A 26,033-nucleotide genomic window follows, 5' to 3' on the forward strand; every position below is an offset into this window, starting at 1 on the left:
GACTATTGTTTTTATAATCTACAAAATTTCCACCGTTCCCTGCTGACCATCAATTCGTACTCGCTGACCATCTTGTAATAACTGAGTGGCATTGTGGATGTCCATCACCGCTGGGATGCCATACTCGCGGGCAACAATCGCACCGTGAGAAAGACGCCCTCCCACTTCTGCAATTAACCCACCCACGCGAGACAGCAGCGCCGCCCAACCAGAATCCGTGTAAGGCACGACTAAAATCGTGTCGCGGTCAATATCTGGAATTGCTTGTAAACTGCGGAGAACTTTGACTTTCCCTTCTACTTGCCCTGGACTGGCACCAATGCCTTGCAATTGCTTTTGACTGATTTGCCGGTTGGCGGTGTTGAAATATGTAGAAGGTGGCGCATTACCGTAGACTAAAGGCGACGCACTCGCCATCTGACTATCTTGTTCCAGTTGAGATCGCCTTTGTTTCACCAACTGCGGTACTCGGTCGATTAATTGTTGGTCAGATTGTTGAATGATTTGCCTAATTTCATGAAATTCTAAGAAGAAAATATCTCCTGATTGAGATAGCAAACCTGACTGCAACCAGATGTTTTCTAAGGCTACAAAATTCCAACGCACTTCCGCCAATAAGCGACTATAGATATCTGTAACCTTACCCTTCAAATTGAGCCGTCGCTGCACCAACTCAACTTTCCATCCCCGATTTTCTTTGTGTTCTCTGCGCTTGGAGTGTTCTATTTCCCCAAAAAACTGCGTCAGCAATTCTCGAACCGCATGAGGATCTTCCTTCCAAGTGGGAACCGCAATATCTGTTGCTACATCGCTCAAGTATCCATAACGGTCAAGCCATCGCTCGAACTGTTCTAGAATACTTTGCCCATCTGGCATTTCAGCCAGCAGGGTGAAGAAAGAGGATGAATTTTCAGGTGATGATGGCGAATGAGGAAGTAAATTACGAGCATCCAGTGCGATATCTTCGAGCGATCGCAAGGAAGCCACTTCCGGAGTTTGGCTGTTATCTAATTGTGAATCCTTGGCTTTCAACAGCGCTTGTCGCAACGCAAAACTCAAGGGAGCGAGAATACTGTAGTACGTCGCCCGTTTCAGCACTTCTAGCAAAGTATCTATCCGTTCCAGCAGCGCCGCAGGTTGACTTGTAGAGACAAGGGCGATCGCGTCTGACTTTTGAGTGGAAGCATCCAGTCCCGCATCTAAATAAGCAGATCGCCGTTCCAAAATTGGGGTAAATAAACGCCGATCATCCCGCGCAAAATCCTTTTCTAAACTTAATTCACGCCCCAATAATCGCAGTAACCCCGGCACATTTTGCAGCGTAGAAGCTAGAGGGGGTTTTGAGAACTTAGCACCTCTAGTTAAAAACTCCAAACTTTCCGGCGGTAAACCCATACGACGGAAAATTTGTCCCAACAAGGTTGCATTAAAGTAGGCGCGAGAAGCGTGTAGCGTCGCCGTTTCATTAAAATCTAACCCAGCGGCTTCTTTGCCTAAAACTAAAGTAAAAATCTCTCCCCAAACACCGCAAGTCAGAGGACGATTAATCGACCACGTCAGCGGACGAATTAACCCCGGAATCACCTCAGCGGCAATCTTGCGCGTCCAGATAGGTTGCAGAGTAGTGATTGTCCGCGATTGCAACAACCACAGGGTTTGCCCATCGTAGCTCCATTCAACATCTTGGGGAATGCCGTGATACTGACTTTCCAACTGCCGCGCTAAGTAAGCGACTTGCTGAATCAACGCCGGAGGGACATCGCCGCTGCCTTCCACGGGTAAAGATGCGACATCCTGCGCCTGGAGATCGTCCACAAACACCCGATATTGCTCTGGTGTCACTTGCCCAGATACAATCCGCACCGCGTCTCCCGGCAATGCCTCAATCACGACTGCATTACCTTGTTGGGCAATCGGATCTCGGCTAAAAGCAACACCCGAAAAGACGCCTCGGACTTGTGTTTGAATCAACACTGACATCGAAGCTTCTGGCAGGTTGCGATCGCGCCGATAAGTTTTTGCCGCCGGGTTATCGTAAGAAGCAAGAACGCGAGTAATCGCCTCCTCCAACGCTTCTGCACTTGTAACATTCAAAATCGTTGCGTATTGTCCTGCCGCCGAAGACTGTTCCGAATCTTCCCCAACCGCAGAAGAACGCACCGCGAGGGGTTGTTGTTCGGAAACTTGGAGAAACTCAATCATCACCCCTGGATCGTCTCCAGGCGTCAGCACCCAGCCCATCGGCACCGGATAACCCCAGCGTTTGAGCTGAGATAGCGTTGCGGCTTTTTGTCCGACCTTGCTGACTTCTAGCGCTTGATCGAGAGAAACAATCGCTTTATCACCTCGGAAAAAACGAAACACAGCTTTATTCCCAGTTTGAGCTTGTTCGGATGGAAGGTCTAAATCATCGGGGATTTTCTGATAAATCCAGGCGATGATCCCACTGAGAGCGATCGCGGCGACAACTTGCGCTGTTGAGTGATGGGGCAATAGCGCCATAAACACGGGCAACAAAATTAAAACCAAAATGCGCCCCTGTTTCCTCTCCCGCACCAGTGTAAAACTAACTCCCCCAATTACAAATACTAAGACTGCCACCAGCGGAGCATGAACCGCAATCCCCCACACAACATTCGTTGTGCCAGCACCCCGCCCCATCCAATAACGTCCCAGCACCAGCGCAATCAGCGCGATTAACTCCCATTCGGGGTTCGTCGGAAAGAAACTCCGCGCTAATAAAACGGCAGCAATCCCCTTAGAAGCTTCCGACAGCACCGCCAAAATACCTGCAAGGCGTCCCCCGTGGTAAAAAGCAGCAGAGACGGAGACATTGCCCGTGCCGAGTCTTGCCAGTCGCCGCCCAGTCAGGGCGCGAACAATCCAAGCAATAAGAGGCAATCCGCCCAAGAGAGGACAGACAATAAAAATGAGGAGAGCGCCCCAAACTTGAGTCAGAGTCATGGCTGGGAGTAGCAGTACCAACACATGAATTGTAGTAATGTTTCTCAACGCAAAGAGCAATAGAAGTTCACAAAGTTGTCGAAATGCCCATTTATCGCGTCTCTCCTTTGCGTACCTTTGCGCTTACCTTTGCGTACCTTTGCGTTAAAAATCTAAATTTATGTCATCTTCCCGAATTGTCACTTACAGCCCCGCTTACACAGTTGTGCCCACCTACGAGTGTTTTAATCGCTGTAGTTACTGCAACTTTCGCACCGATCCTGGTAAAAGTCCTTGGCTCACCCTATCAGAGGCTGAGAGAATCTTGCGATCGCTTGCCTCTCAAAACGTCTGTGAAATCCTCATCCTTAGCGGTGAAGTGCATCCCCATTCCTCGCGCCGTCAGGCATGGTTCCAGCGGATTTATGACCTTTGCGAACTAGCGCTATCAATGGGATTTCTCCCCCATACCAATGCAGGGCCATTGAGTTTTGAGGAAATGCAAAAGCTGAAGGATGTTAATGTTTCGATGGGGCTAATGTTAGAACAGCTAACACCGCAGCTCTTACAAACTGTTCATAAACACGCTCCGAGTAAAGTACCAGAATTACGTTTGCAACAGTTAGAGTGGGCAGGAGAATTGCGGATTCCCTTTACAACCGGATTGCTCTTAGGAATTGGAGAAACCGAGCAAGATTGGTGGGAAACACTGGAAGCGATCGCGCTTCTCCACCAACGCTATAATCACATTCAAGAAGTCATTCTCCAACCCCACAGTCCCGGCACTCAACAAACCTTCGACGCCCCACCGTTTGACCCCCATCAATTACCCGAAGTCATCGCCAAAGCCCGTCAAATTCTCCCCCCAGATATTACTATCCAAATCCCCCCCAATTTAGTTACAGATTCCAGTTGGTTACTCGCCTGTGTAGAAGCTGGTGCCAGAGATTTAGGCGGAATTGGCCCAAAAGATGAAGTGAATCCTGATTATCCTCATCCTCAGTATCAGCAATTAAAAGAAATTTTAGAACCTGCGGGTTGGGAATTAGTGCCGCGTTTGCCAGTTTATCCTCAGTATGATGATTGGTTATCAGATAGGTTGCAAAGTGCCGTCAATCAATGGCGGAGTGCTACGTTATTAGAAGAGAGGGTAAACTAGGAGCGAGTGCATCAACTCTCATATGACCAATTTATAAAAAATTGAATAGAAAATATACCCAAATGAGAACAAACCTCTTAGAACGCCCTTTAGAAGTGGTCACTAAACTTGAAAAACTTCTAGACATCAAGCCCGACAAAGACGAAACTCAGTATAACCAGGGCAATGCGCTGTTTAAACAAGAGCGTTTTGAAGAAGCGATTGCTAGTTACCACAAATCTCTAGAAATTAAACGTGATGCCTACGACGCCTGGTACAACCGGGGTGTTGTGCTGGTAAAGTTAGGACGCATTGATGAAGCAATTGTCAGTTGGGACAAAGCTCTGGCAATTAAACCAGACTTCTATGAAGCCTGGTTTAACCGGGGAATTGCGCTAAGTGAGTTAGGACGGATTGACGAAGCGATTGTCAGTTGGGACAAAGCTCTGGAAATTCAGCCAGACTTTAGCGAAGCCTGGTATCACAGAGGTATTGCCCTATTTGACTTAGGACGTTTGGAAGATGCTTTTGTCAGTTTCAACAAAGCCATCCAGTTCAACCCTAAGGATTACTGGAGCTGGTATAACCTGGGCGTTACTTTGACTAACCTAGGTAGCTATGAGGAAGCAATTGCCAGCTTCAACAAAGCCCTAGAGATTCAACCTGACAATGACTGGATTTGGTATAGCCTAGGTGTGGCGTTGAGTAAAATAGACAACTATGAAGAAGCAATTGCCAGCTTCAACAAAGCTCTAGAAATCCAGCCTGATAGGTTTGAGGCTTGGTATAACTTGGGTAGTGTTTTATATTGCTTAGGTCGATATGAAGAGGTAATTGTTAGTTACGACAAAGCTATACAAATCAAATCTAACGCTCAAGAAGTCTGGTACAACCGGGGCAATGCATTACTGCAATTAGAACACTTAGACGAAGCACTTGCCAGCTATGACCAAGCCTTGAATATTCAATCCAACCTTTACCTGGCTTGGCAATACCGAGGTATTATACTGTTAAAATTGCGACGCTTAGACGAAGCGATCGCTAACTTTGATAAAGCTCTAGAATTCAAACCTGACTATGCCGACGCTTATTATAACAAGGCTTGTTGTTATGCTTTACAGGGAAATGTTGAGCAGGCAGTCGAAAACTTGCAACAAGCCCTTAATCTGAGTCCTGACAAATACCGGGAAATGTCAAAAAGTGATTCAGATTTTGGCAGCATTCGAGAAGATGCTCGGTTTCAAACTTTGATTCAGGAAGAAAGTGATTGGGAAGAAGGAGAGATAGACGAGCGTGAATGGCTTAGAGCCGCAACAATTAATCCAGCGTTTGATTTCCTAAAAGATGCCGAAGAAGATATTTATACATTAGCCGATGGCAAGCCATTCAATGACTAAGGGTAAAGTAGTTTTGGTGCCTTTTCCTTTTGATGATTTATCGGCTACCAAAGTGCGTCCTGCTGTCTGCCTCACTAACCCTGTCGGGCTATATTATCACATTATCCTGGCTTTCATCACCAGTCAGATTCCAACTGATTTGCTAGAAACTGATATTCTCTTGGATACAAGTCATCCAGACTTTGCCGCTAGTGGGTTGCGTAAAGCCTCAACTATTAGGTTGGCTCATCTGATGACTGTTCGCAAATCAGTGATTCAGCGTGAGATAGGTATATTGTCATTAGAGATACAGGCTCAAATTGCTGAGAAGTTGTGCAAGTTGCTAAGAGAATGATCTAGCGATCGCTCCCATTCATCCCCTCGACGACTAACCGCATTTTTGTACAATAGATTCACTCATTCAGAAGCTAAGTTTCTAGAGTAAAAATACCTATGCGTAGATTAGGGCGCTACGAGCAAGCGATCGCTAGTATCGATCAAGCACTGGGAGTTGACTCCAGCGACCACAAAATCTGGTACAACCGAGGCGAAGCGCTAGCGAACTTAGGTCGCTATCAAGAAGCACTGGTCTGCTTCGAGCGAACTGTAGAACTTGCACCATCAGACCACGCTGCTTGGGTATTTCGAGGCGTTGTGCTAATTCACTTAAACCGCTATGAAGAAGCTCTCTCTAGCTGCGACAAGGCGCTAGAAATTGCACCAGAAGATAAAGAAGCTTGGACGTTCCGAGGTGCAGCATTGCATGGGTTGGGACGGTATAAAGAAACTTACGCTAGTTACGACAAAGCTTTGGGAAACCCAAAAACACCACGATGGCGAAAACTCATTCAGAAATGGGTAATGGGTCATCGGTAATGGGTCATTGTTCATTCGTAATTGCCGCTTTCCAGAGTCCCTTTGCCCGCTCCTTTTCATCAGGGATGAAGTCGGTAAAATAGAGTTATCGAATTCAGGAGCCAGTTTACTGGCATAAAACCCCTATCGAGACTATCTACGGCAATCTTCAAGGTCTTAAGTCCAGCCATCTGAAGCAGCTACAGCGACTGTATCATCAGCGGCTACCGGGCGATTGTCTGACTACGCCAGAATTTGCCCAGAGGCTGGCAGCAATCAGCACGGAAATTAATCAGCCAATGTGCGCCTACATCAATCGCCGGGGACAGGTGATTCGGGTAGGAGTGGGAACCCCCAGGCAAACGCAGATTCCCCCTCTAGAATTGCCTCGCTACGGTGCAGAACGACTTAGCGGCATTCGCTGCATCGCCACCCAGTTGAAACCAGAAGCACCCAATGAAGCTGCCTTAACTGCAATGGCAATGCAACGTCTGGATGCGCTAGTGGTGATATCCCTTACTGGGACAGGTTTTGAGCGTCGTGGCGGCGGAGCCACAGGTTATATTAAAGAAACTTATATTGCTCACCTAGTTCCTCACCCCGAAACTCCCTGGAGTCTGTCGCCGCCGATGAGCCTAGATGTGCTGGCGAACCAGGATTTTCTGGAACTGGTCGATGGACTAGAAGCCGAGTTCCAACGGGAATTTGTTGCTCGGCAAGTAGACATCGACCACGACCGGGTGCTGCTGGTTGGGTTGATGACGGGTGACAGGACACCCCAGCAATTCCAAGATGGGTTGCAAGAATTAGCGCGGTTAGTGGATACGGCTGGCGGACAAGTATTGGAGACAATGCAGCAGAAGCGCCCCCGTCCCCATCCTCAGACAGTCGTGGGTGAAGGAAAAGTACAGGAAATTGCCCTCACCGCCCAGACTCTCGGAGTGAACCTAATCGTCTTTGACCGCGACCTTTCACCCGCTCAGGTTCGCAACTTGGAAGTCCAAACAGGCATTCGAGTGGTAGACCGCACTGAGGTGATTTTGGATATCTTTGCCCAACGCGCCCAATCCGGTGCTGGTAAGTTGCAAGTAGAGCTGGCGCAGCTGGAATATATGCTGCCCCGCCTGACAGGTCGAGGTCAAGCGATGTCCCGACTAGGCGGCGGTATCGGCACTAGAGGGCCAGGGGAAACAAAATTGGAAACCGAACGCCGTGCGATCGCGCGCCGCATTGCCCGACTGCAACAGGAAGTGAACCAGCTGCAAGCACACCGTTCGCGGCTGCGACTTTCGCGGCAACATCAGGAAGTTCCTTCTCTGGCTTTAGTTGGGTATACGAATGCTGGGAAGTCAACCCTATTGAATGTACTGACGAATGCCGAAGTTTACACGGCTGACCAACTATTTGCGACTCTCGACCCCACCACGCGACGCTTAACGATTCCTGACGCTGTGACGGCTGAACCTCAGCAGATTGTGCTGACAGATACGGTGGGATTTATTCACGAGTTGCCGCCTTCTTTGGTAGATGCCTTTCGCGCCACTTTAGAAGAAGTGACGGAAGCTGACGCGCTGCTTCATGTCGTGGATTTATCTCATCCGGCGTGGCAAAGTCAGATTCGTTCTGTGATGACTATCTTGTCGGAAATGCCTATAACACCCGGCCCAGTGCTGGTTGTGTTTAATAAAATCGACGAAGTTGATGGCGATACGTTGGTTCTGGCACAGGAAGAATTTCCGCAAGCGGTGTTTATTTCAGCGAGTCAGCGCCTTGGCTTAGAAACCTTGCGTCAGCGCATGAGTCAACTGGTTCAGTATGCAGTTGCACAGGAGTAAATCACTTAAAAATAACTTCTCCGAAAAGTGAAAACTTACGTAATTCTCCGTTAGCTCTGTTTTCTAGCGGAGAATTACATATTTTCTTTTTGAAGTTTTGATAAAGCAAGCCCCTATATTCTTAAAGAGTCAGTAAAAACCACTACCGTACTCTAGACACTATCTACCGAAATCACTTACACATATATTTACACACCATAAAAATGTCTACGGCTAGTTAGATAAATCAGGCAAAAATACAGGAAGTCAATATAATGGCAAAAATCCTCTCAAAACTAAATATCGGATTACCTGTTTTATCTGCTGTTGGTAGCCGTTCTGTTTCGATTTTCGCTTCGGTTGTAGTTGCCGCAGGAATTGCCACCGCATCTTCTACCTTCTCCCCTGCTAGCGCCTTCACAATCACTACAAAGACGGGAGCCGATAGTACAGCGGGAAATCCAGCCGGTCAACAGCTATACGATGTGGGTATTACTAAAGATGACATTGGTAATTCCTTTTTAGTTGACTGGTTCCTCGCCAGCGGTACTAAAAACACGGATGGTAAAAGCACTCCGGTAGATTTAAGCGCCACAGGTATCTTTAAGGTGCTTGATTTTACTCAAAATTTGCTATCTTTGGAAGTCAAAATCACTAATACAACCTCTGCTAATTTCCAGGCAGCGATACTCAGTACTGGGTTTAGCGTAACTCCTGATGCAACTTCTGTGTCATTGATTAAACCAGGAAGCATTTTTGACAATGCTGAGGTTCAAAAGGCTGAGGTTCAAACTGTTAAGGCCAATAAATCTGGTAAGTCTGGTAAGCCGCCTGATAATTCTAGTAATCAGCAGTTTCCTGGGGGCTTTAAAGACATTGATGTTTGCATCTACGCAGCAAATGGTTGCAATGGTGGCGATGTTAAAGATGGTCTGCAATCAGGCGGTAAGTCTGATACGATTAAGGTCAACATTACCGGAAATTTCGGCGTAAATTACGCTGCTACTTTAGATTCTTTTCCCATCAAGTTTCAAACTCAGAATGGAAGTTACGAGCTAGCTGGCAAGCCCAAGCCTAAGCCACCAAAGCCTGTGCCTGAGCCTGGTACAGCAGTAGCTTTAGGATTGGTTGCTGCTGGCGCTGCTAGAGCGTTAAAGCGGAAAAATGTAGTGCAGCCATAATTCGGTTTTTGTTGAAGATTGAGGATTCCTTAATCTTCATATATACACTCGGAACCTCACCCCAACCCCTCTCCGTTCACGGAGAGGGGAGAATATTGAACCTAGTGGTGTTTACGGGAGGGCAGGGATAGGGTTAAACCGTACTCTATTCAATAGAGAATGGCTATAAATGGAAATTTAATCCCCACTCCTGCAAGCTATTAATCCCCGCGGCATAGGTCAGGTTGTATTGCAAAGGTGTCACGGTGATGTAATTTTTGCGAATCGCCTGAACATCCGTTTCTATATGACTGGGTAACAGGGGATTTTCTGGTTGTTCTACCTCCTCCAAAGCCTCACCTGCTAACCAATAATAAGTTTTGCCACGAGGATCTACTCGCTTTTGAAAGATATCAAAATAGCGACGAATTCCTTGGCGAGTCAGAGCAACACCAGCAATCTCTTCCCACTTCACAGGCGGCACATTGACGTTGAGCAACATTGCCTCTGGTAGCGGCTGCTTCGATAACTGAGAAAGCAGAATTGTGGCAAACCGGGCAGCGGGTTGAAATTCTCTTAAAGTGTAACTGGTCAGGCTAAAAGCAATGCTGGGAATTCCTTCAATCACGCCTTCCATCGCCGCCGAAACTGTGCCGGAGTAGAGAATATCGGTGCCGAGATTAGAACCGTGGTTAATGCCAGAAAGGACAAAATCCGGAGGGGCATCGAGCAAAGCACCTAGCGCCAGTTTCACGCAGTCGGAGGGGGTTCCCGAACAAGACCAAGCTTTAACTGTGGGATGAAAAATCGAGTCAACGACTTCGGCGCGAATGGGGTCGTGGAGGGTAAGACCGTGACCAGTGGCTGACCGTTCTCGGTCGGGACAAACTACGGTGACATCGTGACCGGCTTCTGCGAGAGCATTGGCGAGGGTGCGAATGCCCAGAGCGAAGATGCCATCATCGTTGCTGATTAGCAATTTCATCAATTCAATCAAGGGGTGCTATCGAGGAGTTCACTCTATTGTGGATGAATTTGCATCGCAGTCTGTAGCAGCTTGTGGCAGATGGATGAGTCAAAATCGCGCTAAACTCAAGCTTACTGCCACTAAAAATGACCCTCTCTAAAATGACCACGATGCTCAACGAGCTTGAGGCTCAATTAGCCGCGCTCAAACAGGAAGCAACTCAAGCGATCGCTGCCGCCGATACCCTGGAACGCCTAGAGGAACTCAGAGTTGGCTATCTGGGCAAGAAAGGGCAGCTCTCGAAGGTACTAGGGGGTTTAGGCAAATTAGACGCAAGCGATCGCCCCCGCATTGGTGCTTTAGCAAATGAAGTCAAAGAAGCGCTACAACAAGACTTGGATCGCAAGCGGACAAACTTACAGGAAGCACAAATCCAGGCAAAGCTAGAATCAGAAACTCTGGATGTCACGATGCCAGGAGTTTACCGTCCCCTCGGTCGTAAGCACCCCCTCAACAGCACGATCGACCGGGTTGTAGATATCTTCGTCGGACTCGGCTACACGGTCGCCAACGGCCCGGAAATGGAGACAGACTACTACAACTTCGAGGCGCTGAACACTCCCGCCGACCACCCCGCCCGCGATATGCAGGATACTTTTTACCTGCCGGATGGTAATCTGCTGCGGACTCATACTTCTTCGGTGCAGATTCGCTACATGGAAGAAAATGAGCCGCCGATTCGGATTGTTGCACCTGGACGCTGTTACCGTCGGGATACCGTCGATGCGACCCATTCGGCAGTCTTCCATCAGATCGAAATTTTGGCAGTAGATGAAGGACTGACTTTCACTGACCTCAAGGGCACGATTAAAGTGTTTTTGGAGGAGATGTTCGGCGCAGAGTTGCCAATTCGCTTCCGGACGAGTTATTTCCCCTTCACTGAGCCTTCTGCGGAAGTGGATGTGCAGTGGCAAGGGCGTTGGCTAGAAGTGATGGGCTGCGGGATGGTCGATCCCAATGTCCTCAAGAAAGTAGGTTACGACCCAGAAGTTTATACTGGCTTTGCTGCTGGCTTTGGTGCTGAGCGCTTTGCGATGGTACTGCATCAAATTGATGATGTGCGCCGGATGTACAGCAGTGATTTGCGCTTTTTACGGCAGTTTTAAGTAGGGGAACCTCACCCCCAACCCTTCTCCGCAGGCGGAGAGGGGGCTATTTCCTTGGGTGATATGGGGTGCTATTTCCTCGCCTCCCTAAAGAGCAGGCAGGGGTTGGAGGTGATGTTTCCGGTCATACCGCACCCCAAGGTACAATACTCCCTCCCATCAATGTTCTCCCCGCTCCGTGGAGGTCGAGGGTCTGGAAGTGAGATTCCGAGTGTATATATTTCACTAAGAGTGAGAACCCCCGGATAAGTTTTAGATATTTTCCCGACCTAATATTTTCCCGGATGAAGGGATCTAACTGTGTTAAAAAGAATTAAGTCGCTGCACCTGTAAGAGTGATCGCTAATCAGCCAAGTATCGAAAGAAGTATTCTTTTAAATGCGGTTGAATCCAAACCTAGGGAAAAATTTGGCTTTAGTGCCGCTAGCGATCGCGAGTATCTTTTGTGGAGCTTGTACAGATCAGCCAACAGACAAGCAACTGGAAACATGGCGAACGGAAGCGATCGCTCTCAATGCCCAGAAGGTAAAAGCCAATACCCAAGAGTCACAGGAAACTGAATGGAATCTAGAGATCGGGGGGCAAATTGCTCAGAGAGAACCTGTGCAATTGAATTGGCAACAGCTACAAGCATTGGCAACCGAGCGTGTAAAAACCACAGATCCGAATTTTGTACTCAACCCAAAAGAGATTTTTGACTTTCACGGCATTCGTGTCTCTACCCTGTTAAAACAATTAGCGATCGCCTCCGATGTCAGGGATGTTACCTTTGTCTGCTTTGATGGCTACCAAGTGACAATTGCCGTCAAGGATTTGGTTGCCTACCCGATTACATTAGCGATCGCCAGAAATGGCAAACCAATTCCTCGCGCTCAAGGCGGTCCGATTTATTTAATATTGCCGTATACACAATACCCAGAATTGAAACAGAAGTATAACGAATTATCTTGGGCATTTTACGTTAGCCACATGATAATTGGTACTGAACCCGTAAGATTACGTGTAGGAAAGCGCGAACTAGATTTAGCGACTCTTGACAAACTGCCCCAAGTCACAATTTCGGACAATGTTGGGTATAGAATGGGCTGGCCTACTGGCAAAGTCAAACTTCACGGAGTGCGCGTGCGCGATGTTTTAGCCTTCGCGGGTGTTCAGTTGCCCGTTAATGGCGAAATTGTGGTTCAAGGGAAGGCACCCATTTCCCGTGACCCCTCTAATCCAGTCCGCTTGGCAGCCGCCGACCTGCGCGACTGCGACATTTTGCTGGCAACTAGATGGGGCGATAACCAAGAATCTATCCCCGCAAAAATGGGTGGCCCATTGACACTCGCTTTTGGTTCTAAGTGTCAAGATAGGGAAGAGAAATCTTTCTCTTTGAGCAAACAGAGATGGGTGACATTCGTGGTTGAAATTTCGTCCAATTTTTGATAGAAATTAATACACAACTATCACAACCAAATTTCCAGAAGATATCAACTGTTTTTAAGGATTTTATATGAGCAAACCATTAGATGAAACTCTTTCAACAGAACTGTCTAAACGCATTAAAAGCAAAGCGAAAACTCCTTTTGACAATGCCTATAAAGCAGCCTTGTTAACTGAAGGGTGTATGTATGTTCAAGGGTTTTTAGTTTGGGATGATCAGCCATACAAACCAATTGAGCATGGTTGGCTGGAGCTGGATAATTGTATTGTCGATCCAACTCTGCCACATTTCAATAAAAATCCTCAAGAACTCTACTACTTTCCGGCACAACGTTTAACCATAAAAAAACTGATTGCAGCGGTAGAAGAAGCTCAGGAAGATTATCCAGAAGATGACGCACTACCTGTTTATGATGCTTTACCGCATGAGTATTACGGCAATGTGATGATGGGCGGGAAAAACTATTCGGAGGCATATAACGAGGCTCAAGCTAAGTGCAAAGAGTTGAATAAACCCAAAAAGAAGACTAACTTAGAGAGCGAACCTACTTGAGTCTAGAAAGAATAACTTATTAACAGTCATCAGACACCAAGAATATCAGTGTCTCAAACTGACCTACCAATTTTAAAACTTAAACCGGATGCTAGATGACGCTAGTGGGATGTAATAAAAATGAGAATCACGAGCGCTGAAGCACCATGAAAGTGTTTGCTTTCCACTCAATCCGCACCCAGATTATGACTGCGACAACGCTGTTGATAGTCACGCTAGTTGGCTCAATCGTTTGGGTTTGGGCAGAGACCGAGAGTAACCTCTACCGCCAGCAGCAGAAGAGTCAAGCAAAGTCCTTAGTCAAGCTATCAGCTTATGCCTTAGCGAACGAACTTTCTGAAGATAACTGGAGTCAAATCCGCGTGGATCTGGATTTGCTGATGAAAGAAAATCAGGATTTCCTATACATTCTCGTCTCTGATGTTCGGAAAAAAAATCAGATCCTCGCGTCGTCTCCTAGCGATTTCCAAAACCAGTACATTCCAGATATTGTGCCAGTAAAAGTGACGAATGCCGCCCTAGATTTATCGCAAAAGTCTTCTGCTGTAGAAACATTTGCTTTGCGGGATATCAAGTTTTTGGAGAGCATACGCGCGAAGCGTGGCGAACGAATTATAGAGGTAAGTTCGGATGTCCAAATGGTATCTGGTGAAAAAATCGGCACGTTGCGGATTGGGATGTCGCTACGACAAATTAACCGCGCTGTTGTCTATGCGGTAAATCAGGCGTTGCTGGTGGGTACGGTGGGACTTTTCGTTGGTTTAGTGTATGCGTATATTTTGGCAAAGCGGTTGAGCGATCCAGTGCAGCGTTTGCAGGTGAGTGCTGCCAGAATTGCTGCTGGGGATTTGCATCATCGTGCGGAAATTAACTTGTCTGATGAAATTGGTGCTTTAGCAAAGTCTTTTAACGAGATGTCAGTCGCATTGCAGACATCGTTTAGTAAGTTACAGAAAACTTTGAAATCGTTTGAACATTTCGTACCGGACAAATTTCTTGCAGTTATTGCACCAGAGGGAATTGAAAACATTCAAGTGGGTGTATCGGCAACGCGAACGATGACGATTTTGTTTTGCGATATCCGAGGTTACAGCTCAATGGCGGAACAAATGACGCCACAGCAAACATTTTCGTTTTTGAATGATTTTTTGGAATGTATGGGATTGCCGATTGAAGAGAGTGGTGGCTTTATTGACAAATATATTGGCGATGCAATCATGGCATTGTTCGATGACGAAGGAACTGATTCCGCGGTGCGTGCGGCAATTTTGATGCAACAGACGCTTTCCCTGTTCAATGAGGCGCGGATGCAAAAAGGTTTACCAGCGATCGCTGTCGGTATTGGTATCCATCGCGGTGAGGTGGTGATGGGTACCGTGGGATTTACTTCCCGTATTGACTCTACAGTAGTTGGCGATTCAGTGAATCTAGCTTCTCGCCTTGAGGGTTTAACGAAGCAATATAACTGTAATATTTTGGTAACAGAGTCAGTGGTAAATAGTTTGTACCATCCCGAATCGTTCTCCTTGGAATTAGTAGATAAGTCAGTTAAGGTGAAGGGAAAAGACGAAGCGATCGCTATTTACGAAGTCAAGATATAAATGATTTAAAATTAATCCTTTTATAATTAAGCTTTTAACAACGAAAAACAACGCCAGCAGTTCAGATACCGGACTTCTTAAAGAAGTCCGGTATCTCGGTTGTACAAGTTATTTAAGAGTGTTAGATTTATGAGCAAAATGCTCTAACAACAATCGGTGAACAAAAATATAACCACCGCCAACTTTCTGTAACAAGATGCGCTCAGTCGCCCAGTCTAGAAAACGCGCATAGTTCCAAGGTATGTAACCGTTGGAGTAAAGAATAACTCGTAAAGCAAAGTGTTTCACGCAAGCTTCACCTGCTGCAAACATTCCGAAAAATAACCCAATAATTAGTCCCCAAAATAGGGGAATCCCCATCAATCCAGCAATGATTTCTAACCCCAGAATTCCTACAATTGCAAAGAATGTTGCATTTCTTGCTGACTGCCAAATCCCTTGATTCGGAACTGTACTGGTTTCGATTCCTGGCCCCATCAACCCACGCATCAATATAAAAATTATCCACGCACCCAGACCGCCTCGTAGCCCGGAAATCAAACTATCAGTCAACCCTGACTGGAGATTAACCACTAATCCAGAAACTAGCCCACTACTTAGCCCCAAAATTAGCCCAGCAATCAACCCAACAACTAGCCCGGATTTCAGGTTATCTTTTGCTTTTGCACTTGACCACTTCAGCGTTTCAACTGGGTTGATTTGATTACTAATCACCCCAAAAATCAATCCTGCACCTAGAAAACCACATAGCCCACTAATGAGTCCAACAATTAGTCCAACTTGCAGTCCCGCCGCGTGCCCAGAAATTATACCAGCCCCCAATGCTGCACTCAGTCCAATCAGCAAACCCAGCGTAACAGCATATATTCTTCTTTGCCCGTTTGTTGGCAGCCAACTAGGCTGAATCCGTTCAATTAAAAATACCGTTTGTGACTTTTCAACTAACCTTTGTGCCAGCCAACTTAGCCAATGTATTGCTTGTTCTTTTGAATACTGAGTATTCCCACTTCTGCGCTCAAACATTCTTTGAATATATTTATCAAATAAATGTTGGCGGCGTTCTTCTAAATTTAGACCGGGTAAGTCAGTAATTGACATTCCTTGGTAAGCGAGGGTCATAATACTGAGTATTAGCGGGGATTTGGCTAATTCTTGCAGTGTCGTATCTGCTTGCAGTGCGGTGTTGAGTGCTGCTAGTTCTGTTCCCGTACTTTTTAGATATTGATAAATTTGTTCTAAAGTGAGCGGTTGGATAAAAACTGCGCCTTGAAATCGGAGACGGTTCGATAACAATTCATAATCTTTGATGCGGCTACAAACAACAATTTCAGTTTGCCCGTATTCCTGACTAAATTGATTAATTGCTTCAACACAATGCTCCCGCCGTTCCGCACTGACTTCATCTAAGCCATCTAGTAACAGTAGTAGTTGTTGCTCCTTAATCCAATTCTTACCAATTTCTTTAGAAACTTGATATTTAGTATTGAGTTCCCGAATAAGCCAGTCAGCAATTTTTTCTTTGGCATTCGTCCAGGCAGAAAGATTAAATACTACTGAAATTGGCTGATTGACATCTTTTTCGGCAAAATCAATGAGATCGCGGGCAAGTTCTAGAAGCGTTGTGGTTTTTCCCGCACCCGGTTCGCCTAAAATTAGCAAAGTTCGCCCTTCTCCCATCTGATTAAAAAGGTCGATGACTCTAGTATTTTTAGATAAAGTTTGTCTGGGTTGGTCGGCAGTTTCCCAGACAATCCCCCAAGGTCGATCGATTGCATCCAAGCGTTTTTCTAAGCCGAGTTCTATTAGCGCTTTGCCATGTAAGGAAGTTTCAAGAACGCCTTTTATCCAGTAATTTTTGACCTTATTGATCAATATCTGGCGATGGCGATACTCCTGACGGCTGTGGGGAATTCTAGGTTCTGATTTCTCTTGTCTAACAGATGGAAGGGGTGAGGTTGGTATCTCTGCAAAGTTAATCGTATTTACATCAGATATAGAAAGCTTTTGGGCGTGCGGCAAGGCTTGGTCGTGAGGTTGCAAAGCTGATAGCATGGTTTTGGCATCTGGATAGCGATCGCTCGAATGGCATCGCACTGCCTTATCCAAAACCTCTACTAAATTCGGGCTGAATCCTAGGGCGTCTGCATCCCACATCATCTCGCCCGTCTGAGGATTGATATGGAAGTCTTGAGGACGTTTACCTGTCAGCAGATAAATCGCAGTCAATCCTAGACTATAAATATCGCTTGCGTAGACAGGTTTACCCGCTGCTTGTTCTGGGGGCATATAACCCAGCGTCCCGACAGCAATTGATTGACTGATATCGCCTTGGGCGTCTACCGTCCTATCAATGATTTCCTTGGCGATGCCAAAATCGATTAAAACAGGCTTGTCATCCTGTTGTCGCAGAATAATATTGCTCGGTTTGATATCTCGGTGGATAATCCCTTTGGTGTGGATATAATCCAAAACTGGCAAGAGACTTGCTAGCATTTCCTTGACTAATTTTTCGCTGAGAAGTCCCTGCTGTTGCAATTTTTGACTCAGGGTAAAACCTTCAATCCATTCCTGAACTAAGTAAAACTGCTCTTTTTCTTCAAAATAAGCGTGCAACCGAGGAATTTGTTCGTTCCCTTCACCCAGTTGCTCTAAGATAGCTGCTTCTCGCTGAAATCGCTCTTGAACGAGTTGATAAACTTGGGGGTTATTGGCTACAGGTTTCAGTTGCTTGATGACACAAATACGACGGGAAGGCATATAGGTGTCTTCCGCCAAAAAGGTTTCGCCAAACCCACCTGTTCCCAACGCCCGAATGATGCGATAGCGGTTATTTAAGAGCGTCGGTGTCATCTCAGTTTACGCTGTTACTGGTTGCTGGTGATTCTATACAAGCATCATAGCTGGGAGCGATCGCGCTCAGTTGAAGAGGATATGAAGATGTATAGGACGCAGTTTGAGGCGAAGCTGCGCTCTCACTTCTTGCAACTACTGTTACTCTGAGCTATATAGTAATCCTCAATAATTCGTGAAGGCAAGATACCCGACTTCTTCAAGAAGTCGGGTATCTGAACCGCTGGCATCTCACCACTCAAATAAAATTGCTATATACAGTTACATTTTGGCAAAGTGTTCTCTTAGCAAGTCGTGAATGAAGCGATAGCGTCCGCCGACTTGTTTAATCAACCTACGCTCATTTGCATAGCTGAGGAAACGCGCATAGTTCCAAGGAATCGCCCCACTCTTCCACAAGATTAGGCGCAAGGCGAAGTGTTGAATGACAGGTAAACCAGCAAAGATGATGCTAAATATTAATGCGAAACCAAGTCCAGGAATAACAGTACTGATAGGCTCAACAGACTGCCCTCTAGCTACCAACACTGCGTGAATTAGCATCCCCGCAGGCAAGATAATTCCAGTAATAATTATAGTGTTTTTGGCTGAATCTTTAATTCCTTGATTGGGTTTATTTCGATTCTTAATGTCTTCACCAATCAGCCCAATAGCCAACCCAATAATTAGCCCACTAGTCAGCCCAATAGCCAACCCAATAATTAGCCCAATAATCAGCCCACTAGTCAGCCCAATAGCCAACCCAATAATTAGCCCAATCAACAGCCCAATATTTAGCCCACTAATCAGCCCTCTTCGAGCTTTTTTCCAAGTAAAGCTTAAGTCGTCACCAAGCTTGATCTCATTAGCAAATAACCCACTATTCAGCCCACCAATCAGCCCAATATTCAGCCCACCAATCAAACCAAAAATTAGCCCACCAATCAGCCCAATATTCAGCTTATAAAGTAATTTTTCTTGAGTAGTGCCTAAAAAACTTGGCTGAATTTTCTCAATAATAAACTCTGTCTGCTTCTGCTCTTTTAAAGTTTTAGCTAGCCAAATCAACCAGCGTTTGCTGCCCTCTGGTTTATATCCTTGACAGTTGTGAGACAGTTCTAAGCGGCTTTTGATATAAGCATCAAACAAGTCTTTCCGGCATTTCTCCTGGTATGCTTCAAGTTCAGCCGAAGAATCGAAGTGTTTGGCTTTGCTTTCCAAACCATTTGGATAAGCTACCGGAATGAGATGTAAAAACAGCGGCATCTTTGCCAACTTCAGCAAACCATCTGGGTCATTCTGCATAACATGCCAGAGATGTCCGCAATTTAACCGTTGCAGATAGCCTTTGATCTGATTATCTTCCAGCGGTTTTAGACAAATTGCTCCCCGCAGCGTCAAAATTTCCTCACCTGTTTTGTACTCTTCCTCACGACAGCAGACGATAATCTGAGAAAGCCGAGAAGTTGTTTGCAGAAATTCATTAATTCTGTCAATACATTTTTCCTGACGAGTTTTCAATTCATCCAAACCATCCAATAGGGGCAATAATTTACCTGTTTCTAACCACTCACGAGAAATTGCCTCTGGGATATTATTGCGGAACTTCAAGGCAGCTACCAGCCAGTCAGTAATAGGTTGCCGATCATCTTTCCAGCTAGAAAGTTCAAATATTACCGGGATTGGCTTTTCTAGCTGCTGTTGGGCAGATAAAATCAAGTCTTGCGCTAGTTCCAGCAGCATCGTGGTTTTGCCAGATCCGGGCGCACCTAAAATTAGTAATCTGCCAGCAATATCATCTTGCTCAAAGACACCTATAATCTTTTTGCCCGGTTCGGATTTAGCGGTTACTCGTGTAAATTTTCGTAGCTTCTCCCACCAATCAGGCGACGGTTTAACATTCACGGGTACTTCTGGAGGTCGTCCTACCTCTTCCCGTTGGTCTTCCATCAGTAGCGGAATCAACTGATCATCATGCAGAGAGTCTTCCATCCGCACTTTCACATCAGTTAGCATAATCGCTAGTAAATCTTGCCGCCATTTCAATAAAATTGCTTCTGGCGTGCTGCTAGAAGTTTCAGCGTTATTGCCTTGCCTACTTCTGAGCAAATACAGCGTCGTTGGCACCGCAAAAACGTAGCCAAAGCCCAAAGTCCAGCAAACCTTCTGAATCCAATCGGCGTTTTGCTCTGCCTGTGCCGTAGTAATGAACCCGCCGCCAATGAGGGCTAACACGCCGCACAACACTCCTAATCCAAAGATGAAGCACTTGCCACGTAAGGAATTCTGTTTATCAAATGTGCTAGGCAGAAGTCCTCCAATCACGGCTAGTAATCCTAGCAGCAATAAAAGCAGTAGCCGAAGCAAGTCAGGAGTTGTCATATTTAGAGATAACCAGGATTAGATGCCAAGCGATCGCAACCTCAATCTGGGCATAATCGCACTATACTCACACAAATAAATTCGTCGCTATTCTATCCCTCTCCTCCTCTGTGCCTCTGCAATGCGATCATCTTTCATCGACCTGATTCCCCGTGCTAACCTGTTGAGAATCATTACGCTGATACACTTGTACCTACCCGAACAGCCTAATTGACCAGCACCTATGGTCTATGTCAAGCGAGTGGAACTCAGTAACTTCAAATCCTTCGGTGGCACCACCTCAATTCCGTTGCTGCCGGGGTTTACCGTGGTTTCTGGCCCTAATGGTTCGGGGAAGTCGAATATTCTCGATGCGCTGCTGTTTTGCCTCGGACTCGCCAGTTCTAAGGGAATGCGGGCGGAACGCTTGCCAGATTTGGTGAATCACAACCAAACCCATCGCGGCACGGTGGAAACTAGCGTGACGGTGACGTTTGATTTGTCCGATCTACCGGATGCTTTCGCAGATGAGGAAGAGGAGACGCACAATGGGCAAGGAGAAAATCCTGACGATCCCACCCTGGAAAAAGTGGGCGACGATCCCCCCCTGCCCCCCCTTAAAAAGGGGGGGAGAAATGATAACTCAGACTGGAGTGTGACGCGGAAACTGCGAGTCACTCAGCAAGGCACGTACACGTCGAATTACTACATCAACGGTGCATCCTGCAACCTCACCGAACTCCACGAACAAATGAACCGCCTGCGGATTTATCCAGAAGGCTACAACGTGGTGCTGCAAGGGGATGTCACCGGAATTATTTCTATGAACCCGCGAGAACGGCGGGAAATAATTGACGAATTGGCTGGAGTGGCGACCTTTGACCGGAAAATTGTGCAGGCGAAGAACACGCTAGATTCCGTTAAAGAGCGGGAAGATAGCTGTCGCATCGTCGAGGCGGAACTGGTTGCCCAACGCGATCGCTTATCTCAAGATCGCATCAAAGCTGAAAAATACCAAAAACTTCGCGCCGAACTTCAGCAGAAAGAACAGTGGGAAGTCGTTCTAAAATGGCGCAGTCTTCAACAACAAGAGCAACGCCTCAAAGAGCAAATCGCAGCAGGCGATCGCACTTGTGTTGAGTTAACTACCCAACTAACTGCCCTCAATGCTCAAATCCAGCAAGCAACCGCAGAACTCGACCAACTCAACGCGCAAGTGAAAGCGCTGGGGGAAGAAGAACTTCTGGCTTTGCAATCGGTTCTCGCGACTCAGGAAGCGGAACGGCGTGCGACACAACGCCAGCAGCGCGAGTTAGAAACAGCGATTGGGAATACTACAGCGAATATAGAACACGAGGAGCGAAGTCTCCAACAACACCAGCAAAAGCTGCAACAGTTCGCTCAAGAACAACAAGTTATCGAAACCAACGATATCGCGTCTCTACGTGCCGCACGGGATGAAGCGCAGCAAGTTTTAGAGCAAAGACGGGAAGAAGCCAGCGCGATCGCTGCCGCCTCGGAAGCTTGGGTGCAGCAACAAACCGCCCTAAATCGCCAAATCGAAACTTTACTGCAAACGGTCGAACCGCAACGAACCGAGCAAGCGCAACTGAGAGAGCGTTATGCCAACTTGGGGCGGCAAATCGAGGAGCAAAACCAGCTTTTAAAAACAATTGAGCCAGAATGTACCACAAAACAGTCTCGATTAGCTGATTTTGAAATACAACTCAATGATTATGCCCAAGAAATCCAATCCTTAGCGAAATCTCTGGCAGCCGCCGAACACGAGTTACAAATCCAGCAAGAAACTCAGAAGCGACTGCTACAAGAGCAACGGGACAAACAGCGCCAACTCGATAAACTCGAAGCGCAAGCCCAAGCCGAGCAAGAAGCGCAAGGCACCTTCGCCACCAAAGTGATTTTGCAATCAGGATTACCCGGTGTCTGCGGCTTAGTTGCCCAGCTAGGGCGCGTTGAACCCCGCTATCAGCTGGCACTGGAAACCGCCGCCGGTGCGCGTCTGGGAAATCTGGTGGTAGAAGATGACGGCGTGGCAGCGGCGGGAATCGAACTGCTGAAACAAAAACGGGCAGGGCGGATCACCTTCTTACCCCTAAATAAAATTCAGCCGCCACGATTTTCTCAAACCGTCGCCCTGAGTTATGCGAATGGATTTATTGACTATGCGGTGAATTTGATTGATTGTGAGGCGCGGTATCGGGATATCTTCGCCTACGTCTTCGGCAGCACCGTTGTCTTTGAAACGCTCAGTGATGCACGTCGTCACTTGGGGCAGCACCGGATTGTCACCCTAGATGGAGAACTGTTAGAAAGCAGCGGGGCGATGACGGGTGGCAGTAGCAATCAACGTTCTGGGCTGCATTTTGGGACGGCTGACGCGGCAGAATCAGCGGAAGCAGCGGCGTTGAGAAATCGCTTGCAAGAGATTGAGCGAATTTTAGATCGCTGTGGTGAAATTATCAGTTCTTTGACTGCAAAAACCAAGCATCTGAGTCAAGAATTGACGGAGGCGAAGGCGAAGCGGCGGGAACAAGAACTGCAATGCCAACAGTTGCAAAAGGAAATTAAGAACTTAATTGCACAAACAGAACAAGCGCGATCGCTTCTTTCTAAAAATACCCAAGAATTCCACACCGCTGAGTCTCGCTTAGCCTCTCTCGATGCCGAATTACCGGCGCAGGAAGCGCAACTGCAACAATTGCGGCAAGCTTTAGCAGAATTAGAACAATCCCAAACTTCTAGCGAGTGGCAACAAATTCAGGCGACGATTAAAACCGGCGAACAACAACTACAAGAACGGGAAAAAGCGCTGCGGGCTGCGGAACAAAGATTAAAAGATTTAGAAAATCAGCACCAGCGATCGCAAGAAAAAATCCAAGAATGTCAGCAGCGCTTGCAAGAATATCGCAGCCAACAAATAGAGCAACAAAATCAGTTAACAGCACTCAACACTCAACACTTAGCACTCAGCACTCAAATTGCCCAAACCCAAGCCGGATTAAAACAGCAAGAGGAGAAATTAGGGGAAATTAAACAACAACGCGATCGCGCCGAACAAGAATTGCGATCGCGTCATCTTTCCCAACAGCAGCTGGAATGGCAACTGCAAAAACTCCAAGAAACCCAACAACAGCATCGGGAAGCCTTAGCCACCGTGCAACCGCAGCTAGAAGCACAACAAGCAGAATTACCCGATCCGCTGCCAGAAGTGCCCATGCTTGTCAATCCGGGTTCTACTGAGACGGAAGCGATCGCCTTTGACTCCTTAATCGCTCAACTCGAACAATTGCAAAAAGAAATGCGCGCGATCGCCAAACGCCTGCAAGCAATGGAACCCGTCAATATGCTGGCGTTAGAAGAATACGAACGTACCACCACCCGATTAGAAGAACTCACTCAGAAATTAGCAACATTAGAAGCAGAACGCACCGAATTGTTATTGCGAATTGAAAATTTCACCACTCTCCGACGCCGCGCCTTCCAAGAAGCCTTCGACGCAGTCAATCAAAACTTTCAGTCAATATTTGCCGAACTTTCCGATGGCGATGGCTACTTACAACTCGACGATTCTGAAGATCCTTTCGTTGGAGGTTTAAACCTCGTTGCACACCCCAAAGGCAAACCCGTACAGCGGCTTGCTTCCATGTCCGGCGGCGAAAAATCCCTCACCGCCCTGAGTTTCATCTTTGCCCTGCAACGCTACCGTCCCTCGCCATTCTATGCTTTTGATGAAGTCGATATGTTTTTGGATGGGGCAAACGTAGAGCGATTAGCTAGAATGATTAAACAACAAGCGATGCAGGCGCAGTTTATTGTTGTGAGTCTCCGACGCCCTATGATTGAGTCATCTGAACGCACGATCGGCGTCACTCAGGCGCGAGGAGCTTACACCCAAGTTTTGGGACTAAAATTGCAGTCTCAAAAAGAGTCTGTATGATTTGAATTAGTATTAGTAACTAATAGGATTCGAGATCGGGATTCGGCCTCCAATGACATCTGAACAAATCCGTCAACGCTCCGACATTTTAAATACCCAAGTCATCACCCGCGACACTGGTAAGCGCGTGGGTGTTGTCAAGGAGCTATTGGTAGACATCGATCAGCGCAAGGTTGTGGCGCTCGGTTTGCGAGACAATCTGCTCTCGATTGCGGGAATGCCCCGGTATATGCTCCTTGATAGCATCCGTCAGATGGGCGATGTGATCTTGGTTGAAGATGACGACGTTATTGAAGATATCGACGTTGATGCCTACAGCACCCTGATCAACAGCGAAGTGATTACGGAAACGGGCGAACTTCTAGGGAGAGTCCGGAGTTTCAAGTTCGATCCTGACAGTGGCAAAGTTTACTCCTTGATCGTGGCATCTTTGGGGCTGCCGCAAATTCCCGACCAGGTGATTAGCACCTATGAGCTGCCGATAGAGGAAATTGTCAGCAGTGGCCCGAATCGATTAATTGTATTTGAAGGCTCCGAAGAGCGTCTCGTTCAGCTAACGGTGGGCGTTTTAGAGCGTCTGGGCATTGGCAGAGCACCTTGGGAACGGGAAGACGAGGAAGCTTACTTTCAGCCGACGGTTGCATCGGACAAGCAGCTGGGAACTGGCATCCCCATTCGCACTCCGACCGTCACGCCACTCCGCACTTCTACCCCGGTTGTTGACAACCGCTGGGATGAGGACGAGTGGGACGAACCAGAACCAGAGCCAGTTCGGAAGCGCCAAGCCGAATCCATTTATTACGAAGAAGACGACGAAGAGGATAACTGGAGCGAGGCGACAACCGAAACGCGGGGCGTTCGCTATGAAGATCGACCCTACGTGGAATCTGAGCCATACGATGACGAAGAGGACTACGAAGAAGACGCATACGAGGAGAAAGATGTTTGGGAAGATGCTGAGGAACCAGAGCCTTACAAAGCACCCCGCCTAAACATTCCTGAAAAAACTAAAGCGCCGGAGTACGAAGACGGCACCTATTAAGGTGAACTCCGTCCCTGTCCCTCCCCGTGAACGTTGAACCCCACCCCAGCCCCTCCCCGTAAACGGGGAGGGGTTCAATATTCTCCCCTCTCCGTTCACGGAGAGGGGTTGGGGGTGAGGTTCCAAGTGTATGCACTAAGAGAGTCAATCTTCAGTCCCACCGGATGCTTCTAACTTGCTTTAGAAGCATCTGGTGGGATTTTCATTCAAGAAAATTGCACGGCGCAATGTCTCCCAGCATCTTTACTTTCTTCGCAGCCAGACAAGCCAAGCGATTCCCAGTCCGAGAATGACAAATAAAGCGATCGCGCTAGCGGATACGAAGTTGTTCGCGCTAGCGGAAGCCGAGCGATTGGCGGGAACTGGCTCCTGGCTAGATGGCTGGCTAGATTGACTGGCTTTTGGCACCGCCGTCCCGGCTGCTACGGTGACGGGAAATTTTAGCTCAAACGGCTGGAAATTCGCTCCCGATGCAGGTGTGCCACTGAGTTGCACCTGATAAGTCCCCGGCTTGGGGAAAACAATCTCGGCACCCGGAATGCCTTGATATCCTTCTGCGGAAATGGCTTTTAGCGGGGGTGACAAGATGGGCGAGGCATTTAGGGTGCGGGGTTCAGAGTAGACGGTTAACTGGCAATTACACTGCTGTAAGGGGATGACTTGACCGCCTTTGCGAGTAAGTGCAAACCAGGTAAGAGAAGGTTCTCCAGCTTTGGGGTTGTCATTGGGTTCAATGTGCAGGGTACCGCCGACATCTTCTGCAATCTGTACCTTATGGGCAGTCGCGGGTGTAACCAGTAGTGTCAGGAAGAACACCGTTTCACCCATTGTCTGCAACAAATATC

Annotated in this window: 17 protein-coding genes; 12 read left to right on the forward strand and 5 right to left on the reverse strand. The window is 47.2% G+C overall.

From position 1 onward, the window contains the following. Positions 1-18 precede the first annotated feature (18 nt). On the reverse strand, positions 19-2,964 hold the full coding sequence (locus NC996_RS10590; protein ID WP_190685163.1) for a glycerol-3-phosphate acyltransferase: 2,946 nt from the start codon (positions 2,962-2,964) through the stop codon (positions 19-21). 160 nt (positions 2,965-3,124) lie between these two features. On the opposite strand from NC996_RS10590, the gene cofG reads away from it, so the two are divergent. The 6 genes from cofG (at position 3,125) to NC996_RS10620 (ending at position 9,307) form a co-directional block, all read left to right on the forward strand. Then, on the forward strand, positions 3,125-4,102 hold the full coding sequence (cofG, locus tag NC996_RS10595; protein ID WP_190685028.1) for a 7,8-didemethyl-8-hydroxy-5-deazariboflavin synthase subunit CofG: 978 nt from the start codon (positions 3,125-3,127) through the stop codon (positions 4,100-4,102). Positions 4,103-4,164: 62 nt separating this feature from the next. Next, on the forward strand, positions 4,165-5,478 hold the full coding sequence (locus NC996_RS10600) for a tetratricopeptide repeat protein (protein ID WP_190434408.1): 1,314 nt from the start codon (positions 4,165-4,167) through the stop codon (positions 5,476-5,478). After that, entirely contained in the window at positions 5,471-5,812 is a 342-nt protein-coding gene (locus tag NC996_RS10605) for a type II toxin-antitoxin system PemK/MazF family toxin (protein WP_190434407.1), read from the forward strand. The genes NC996_RS10600 and NC996_RS10605 overlap by 8 nt, the downstream gene beginning before the upstream one ends. A 98-nt stretch (positions 5,813-5,910) precedes the next feature. After that, positions 5,911-6,333 (forward strand): tetratricopeptide repeat protein, encoded by a 423-nt coding sequence (locus NC996_RS10610; protein WP_190434405.1) that lies wholly within the window; start codon positions 5,911-5,913, stop codon positions 6,331-6,333. Between the two features lie 125 nt (positions 6,334-6,458). Further along, positions 6,459-8,147 carry a GTPase HflX gene (gene hflX, locus NC996_RS10615; protein WP_190430163.1) on the forward strand — a complete coding sequence of 563 codons (1,689 nt, stop codon included), beginning with the start codon at positions 6,459-6,461 and terminating at the stop codon, positions 8,145-8,147. Between the two features lie 254 nt (positions 8,148-8,401). After that, a complete protein-coding gene (locus NC996_RS10620; RefSeq protein ID WP_190535812.1) occupies positions 8,402-9,307 on the forward strand; it encodes a cistern family PEP-CTERM protein in 906 nt (301 codons plus the stop codon). Between the two features lie 163 nt (positions 9,308-9,470). On the opposite strand, the gene surE is transcribed toward NC996_RS10620, so the two are convergent. Further along, on the reverse strand, positions 9,471-10,271 hold the full coding sequence (gene surE / locus NC996_RS10625; RefSeq protein WP_190415809.1) for a 5'/3'-nucleotidase SurE: 801 nt from the start codon (positions 10,269-10,271) through the stop codon (positions 9,471-9,473). A 152-nt stretch (positions 10,272-10,423) separates the two neighbouring features. On the opposite strand from surE, the gene pheS reads away from it, so the two are divergent. The 4 genes from pheS to NC996_RS10645 all read left to right on the forward strand — a co-directional run bounded on the left by pheS (position 10,424) and on the right by NC996_RS10645 (position 14,998). Next, the gene (gene pheS, locus NC996_RS10630) at positions 10,424-11,419 is read left to right on the forward strand and encodes a phenylalanine--tRNA ligase subunit alpha (RefSeq protein ID WP_190415893.1); all 996 of its coding nucleotides are present in this window, start codon (positions 10,424-10,426) and stop codon (positions 11,417-11,419) included. A gap of 378 nt (positions 11,420-11,797) precedes the next feature. Beyond that, positions 11,798-12,847: a molybdopterin-dependent oxidoreductase gene (locus NC996_RS10635; protein WP_190685031.1), complete on the forward strand. Its 1,050-nt coding sequence runs from the start codon at positions 11,798-11,800 to the stop codon at positions 12,845-12,847. Between the two features lie 67 nt (positions 12,848-12,914). Beyond that, positions 12,915-13,397 carry a hypothetical protein gene (locus NC996_RS10640; RefSeq protein WP_190415806.1) on the forward strand — a complete coding sequence of 161 codons (483 nt, stop codon included), beginning with the start codon at positions 12,915-12,917 and terminating at the stop codon, positions 13,395-13,397. A 146-nt stretch (positions 13,398-13,543) separates the two neighbouring features. Further along, the gene (locus NC996_RS10645) at positions 13,544-14,998 is read left to right on the forward strand and encodes an adenylate/guanylate cyclase domain-containing protein (RefSeq protein WP_190685034.1); all 1,455 of its coding nucleotides are present in this window, start codon (positions 13,544-13,546) and stop codon (positions 14,996-14,998) included. Between the two features lie 108 nt (positions 14,999-15,106). Here NC996_RS10645 and NC996_RS10650 read toward each other — a convergent pair whose 3' ends face one another. Then, positions 15,107-17,848, reverse strand: a complete 2,742-nt coding sequence (locus NC996_RS10650) for a protein kinase (RefSeq protein ID WP_190685037.1) — start codon at positions 17,846-17,848, stop codon at positions 15,107-15,109. A gap of 261 nt (positions 17,849-18,109) precedes the next feature. Then, positions 18,110-20,209, reverse strand: coding sequence for an NACHT domain-containing protein (locus NC996_RS10655; protein WP_190685040.1), 2,100 nt, complete (start codon positions 20,207-20,209; stop codon positions 18,110-18,112). Between the two features lie 223 nt (positions 20,210-20,432). Here NC996_RS10655 and smc point away from each other — a divergent pair, with 223 nt between their 5' ends. Then, positions 20,433-24,146, forward strand: coding sequence for a chromosome segregation protein SMC (smc, locus tag NC996_RS10660; RefSeq protein WP_190685042.1), 3,714 nt, complete (start codon positions 20,433-20,435; stop codon positions 24,144-24,146). Between the two features lie 52 nt (positions 24,147-24,198). Then, positions 24,199-25,188, forward strand: coding sequence for a PRC-barrel domain-containing protein (locus NC996_RS10665; protein WP_190434388.1), 990 nt, complete (start codon positions 24,199-24,201; stop codon positions 25,186-25,188). A gap of 243 nt (positions 25,189-25,431) precedes the next feature. Here NC996_RS10665 and NC996_RS10670 read toward each other — a convergent pair whose 3' ends face one another. Further along, on the reverse strand, positions 25,432-26,016 hold the full coding sequence (locus tag NC996_RS10670; protein ID WP_190685166.1) for a hypothetical protein: 585 nt from the start codon (positions 26,014-26,016) through the stop codon (positions 25,432-25,434). Between the last annotated feature and the right edge of the window lie 17 nt (positions 26,017-26,033).

It is taken from the genome of Trichocoleus sp. ST-U2, from assembly GCF_039961875.1.
Taxonomy (GTDB): Bacteria; Cyanobacteriota; Cyanobacteriia; order Cyanobacteriales; family FACHB-T130; genus FACHB-T130.

Excerpts from the sequence above, each read along its gene's own strand:
- NC996_RS10590 (WP_190685163.1), bottom strand. The coding sequence starts at position 2,964 with ATGACTCTGACTCAAGTTTGGGGCGCTCTCCTCATTTTTATTGTCTGT.
- cofG (WP_190685028.1), top strand. The coding sequence starts at position 3,125 with ATGTCATCTTCCCGAATTGTCACTTACAGCCCCGCTTACACAGTTGTG.
- NC996_RS10600 (WP_190434408.1), top strand. The coding sequence starts at position 4,165 with ATGAGAACAAACCTCTTAGAACGCCCTTTAGAAGTGGTCACTAAACTT.
- NC996_RS10605 (WP_190434407.1), top strand. The coding sequence starts at position 5,471 with ATGACTAAGGGTAAAGTAGTTTTGGTGCCTTTTCCTTTTGATGATTTA.
- NC996_RS10610 (WP_190434405.1), top strand. The coding sequence starts at position 5,911 with ATGCGTAGATTAGGGCGCTACGAGCAAGCGATCGCTAGTATCGATCAA.
- NC996_RS10620 (WP_190535812.1), top strand. The coding sequence starts at position 8,402 with ATGGCAAAAATCCTCTCAAAACTAAATATCGGATTACCTGTTTTATCT.
- surE (WP_190415809.1), bottom strand. The coding sequence starts at position 10,271 with ATGAAATTGCTAATCAGCAACGATGATGGCATCTTCGCTCTGGGCATT.
- pheS (WP_190415893.1), top strand. The coding sequence starts at position 10,424 with ATGCTCAACGAGCTTGAGGCTCAATTAGCCGCGCTCAAACAGGAAGCA.
- NC996_RS10635 (WP_190685031.1), top strand. The coding sequence starts at position 11,798 with ATGCGGTTGAATCCAAACCTAGGGAAAAATTTGGCTTTAGTGCCGCTA.
- NC996_RS10640 (WP_190415806.1), top strand. The coding sequence starts at position 12,915 with ATGAGCAAACCATTAGATGAAACTCTTTCAACAGAACTGTCTAAACGC.
- NC996_RS10645 (WP_190685034.1), top strand. The coding sequence starts at position 13,544 with ATGAAAGTGTTTGCTTTCCACTCAATCCGCACCCAGATTATGACTGCG.
- NC996_RS10650 (WP_190685037.1), bottom strand. The coding sequence starts at position 17,848 with ATGACACCGACGCTCTTAAATAACCGCTATCGCATCATTCGGGCGTTG.
- NC996_RS10655 (WP_190685040.1), bottom strand. The coding sequence starts at position 20,209 with ATGACAACTCCTGACTTGCTTCGGCTACTGCTTTTATTGCTGCTAGGA.
- smc (WP_190685042.1), top strand. The coding sequence starts at position 20,433 with ATGGTCTATGTCAAGCGAGTGGAACTCAGTAACTTCAAATCCTTCGGT.
- NC996_RS10665 (WP_190434388.1), top strand. The coding sequence starts at position 24,199 with ATGACATCTGAACAAATCCGTCAACGCTCCGACATTTTAAATACCCAA.
- NC996_RS10670 (WP_190685166.1), bottom strand. The coding sequence starts at position 26,016 with ATGGGTGAAACGGTGTTCTTCCTGACACTACTGGTTACACCCGCGACT.